The organism is Candidatus Thioglobus sp., from assembly GCA_028228555.1.
In the GTDB taxonomy this organism is placed as follows: Bacteria; Pseudomonadota; Gammaproteobacteria; order PS1; family Pseudothioglobaceae; genus Thioglobus_A.
In genome coordinates, this window is the sequence record JAOJBP010000025.1 from 1 (window position 1) to 3,117 (window position 3,117).

The following is a 3,117-nucleotide window of genomic DNA, read 5'->3' on the forward strand; positions in this document are numbered from 1 at the left end:
TATTGCAACTGCTTCAGGTAATCTTCCATTATGGGGTTGGGTTGGCGTTGTTTTAATAGCCACGGCATTAGTTAATTTTTGCCTTCTTTATAAGATTATTGGTGTTAACACCAGCGGCGATAAGTAAAGTCAAACCCTAAAAATTAATATAAAAAAAGCCCGGTTTTATCGGGCTTTTTTTTAGTATATATTTTGGCAGGTTATTAAAATTAATTAATTAATACAACTCCGCTAAACTGTTGGTAAATTTTGACCAAGAATCATTATCAGCTTCTGGATTGTACCTTAAATTCCCAAAATTAAATTTTTTGCCTAAATCTGTTGCTTCAGGGTTGGTAAACGCATGAACTGTATCTGGATAATTAACAACTGTCAAATCAGCTTTCGCGTTAGTCATTTCACTCATAAAATCTTGAACATGTTTAAGCTTAATTGATTGATCATCTGCACCATTAAAAACCATGACTTTAGTCCCTAAAAGGCTGCCTGATTTAGCAGGACTTTTGGTTTTTAAACCACCATGAAAAACACCTGCAAGGTCAAGTTCAACACCTCGTCTAAGCATATCAAGAACAATACCCCCACCAAAACAATAGCCCAATGCTGATATTTGAGAAGGATTGACGGTATTATGATTTTTTAAAACATTCATGCCTGCTTCAAATCTAGCTTGAGCAACATCCATATTTTGTTTAGCTTCCATCGCAAAACTCTTTGCATCTTTTGGATGATCAGCGGTTTTTCCATCACCATACATATCAAGAGAAATGGCTGTATAGCCTAATTCAGCAAGCATTTTAGCTCTATCTCTAGTGTAGTCGGTATGCCCCCACCATTCATGAACAATAATAACACCAGGGCGCTTTCCCGAAATTGAGTCATCATAAGCAATAAAGCCTTTCATGTTAATCGAGTCATTTTTATAAGATACTTCTTCAGTTTTTAAGGCCGCATTTGAGGTAAGAGAAAATAAAGAAAGGGATACAAGTAAAAGTTTAAAATATTTCATAATAGTTTCCTTTAAAATTATGATTTTATAATAGACTTCTTTTGATGGGCAATGTTTTTTTTTGCAATTATTTTCAACAAAAAAAACCTTCAGGTGCAAGTAGTTTTAAACTGACTAGGCGTTATTCTAGAAGTCATTAGCAATATAAGTATTACTTATGGGCAGTTACTAATATTAAAAATATAATGCACAAGTTGTGACATTATTTAAAATAATTTGATAAACAATATTTTTCTAAACATAAGAACAATAATAATAAAATATTATGATTTTATAAATAAATATTATTGTTAATATTAGAAAACATATTGTATGATTGCTAAACATTTTGAAATTACATTAATTTTTTTAAAGAAGGAGGCTGTATGGCCAAGAAATATGAAGCGGGTGTAAAGGACTACCGCGAAACTTACTGGCAACCAGATTATGTCCCATTAGATTCGGACTTATTGGCTTGTTTTAAGATCACACCACAACCAGGTATTGATCGTGAAGAAGCTGCTGCTGCGGTTGCTGCTGAATCATCAACTGGTACATGGACAACGGTTTGGACTGACTTATTAACAGACATGGACTATTACCGTGGCCGTTGTTACCGTATTGAAGATGTTCCAGGAGATGATAGTTGTTACTACGCATTCATCGCATATCCAATTGACTTATTTGAAGAAGGTTCTATTGTGAACGTATTAACTTCATTAGTTGGTAATGTATTTGGTTTCAAGGCAGTACGTGCACTTCGTTTAGAAGATATTAGATTCTCACTTGCTTATGTTAAGACATGTAATGGTCCTCCACATGGTATCCAGGTAGAGCGTGATAAGATGAACAAATATGGTCGTCCAATGTTGGGTTGTACAATTAAACCAAAACTTGGTTTATCAGCTAAGAACTATGGTCGTGCAGTATATGAATGTTTACGCGGTGGTTTAGACTTTACTAAGGATGATGAAAATGTGAACTCTCAGCCGTTTATGCGCTGGCGCGATCGTTTCTTATTCTGTCAAGATGCTATTGAAACTTCGGAAGTAGAGACAGGTGAGCGTAAAGGTCACTATTTAAACGTTACAGCAGCATCTCCAGAGGAAATGTATGAGCGTGCTGAATTTGCAAAAGAAATTGGTTCTCCAATTATTATGCATGACTTCTTTACTGGTGGCTTCTGTGCAAATACAGGTCTAGCTCGCTGGTGTGCAAAGAATGGTGTATTACTTCATATTCACCGTGCAATGCATGCTGTAGTTGATCGTAATCCACATCATGGTATCCATTTCCGAGTCTTAGCTAAGACATTACGTTTATCAGGTGGTGACCATATGCACTCAGGTACCGTTGTTGGTAAACTAGAGGGTGATCGTGAAGCAACATTAGGTTGGATTGATCTAATGCGCGAATCATTTATTCCAGAAGATCGTAGTCGTGGTATTTTCTTTGACCAAGACTTTGGTTCAATGCCTGGCACAATGCCGGTAGCATCTGGTGGTATTCACGTATGGCACATGCCAGCATTAGTTGCTATTTTTGGTGATGACTCAGTACTACAGTTTGGTGGTGGTACATTAGGACACCCATGGGGTAATGCGGCCGGTGCTCATGCAAACCGTGTTGCACTAGAAGCTTGTGTTGATGCACGTAACCGTGGTATTGATGTAGAGCGTGAAGGTAAAGCTGTAATGGAAGCTGCTGCTGCACATAGTCCAGAACTTAAAATTGCTATGGAAACATGGAAAGAAATTAAGTTTGAATTTGATACAGTTGATAAACTAGACGGCGCTAACCGTTAATTGGTTTAATATAAAAAAGAGGAATTATTATGAGTGATATGCAAGATTATAAATCTGAACCTAAGTTTGAAACTTTTTCATACTTACCACAGATGACACCTGATCAAACAAGACAACACATTCAGTTCATCATTAACAATGGATGGAATCCAGCAATTGAGCATGTAGAGCCATCACGTTCTATGACTTATTACTGGTATATGTGGAAGTTACCAATGTTTGGTGAGCAATCAGTTGACGTAGTTATAGCAGAGCTAGAAGCTTGTCATAGAGAATATCCTAACCATCACGTTCGTTTACTTGGTTATGATAATTATTCACAAA

General features: G+C 36.5%; 3 protein-coding genes. 2 read left to right on the top strand and 1 reads right to left on the bottom strand.

The features are described 5' to 3' along the window. Positions 1-217 precede the first annotated feature (217 nt). A complete protein-coding gene (locus tag N9Y32_06915; protein MDB2590738.1) occupies positions 218-1,009 on the bottom strand; it encodes a dienelactone hydrolase family protein in 792 nt (263 codons plus the stop codon). A gap of 365 nt (positions 1,010-1,374) precedes the next feature. On the opposite strand from N9Y32_06915, the gene N9Y32_06920 reads away from it, so the two are divergent. Further along, on the top strand, positions 1,375-2,793 hold the full coding sequence (locus tag N9Y32_06920) for a form I ribulose bisphosphate carboxylase large subunit (GenBank protein ID MDB2590739.1): 1,419 nt from the start codon (positions 1,375-1,377) through the stop codon (positions 2,791-2,793). 29 nt (positions 2,794-2,822) lie between these two features. Continuing rightward, positions 2,823-3,117: ribulose bisphosphate carboxylase small subunit (locus N9Y32_06925; protein ID MDB2590740.1), on the top strand; the 295-nt coding region annotated here is incomplete at its 3' end.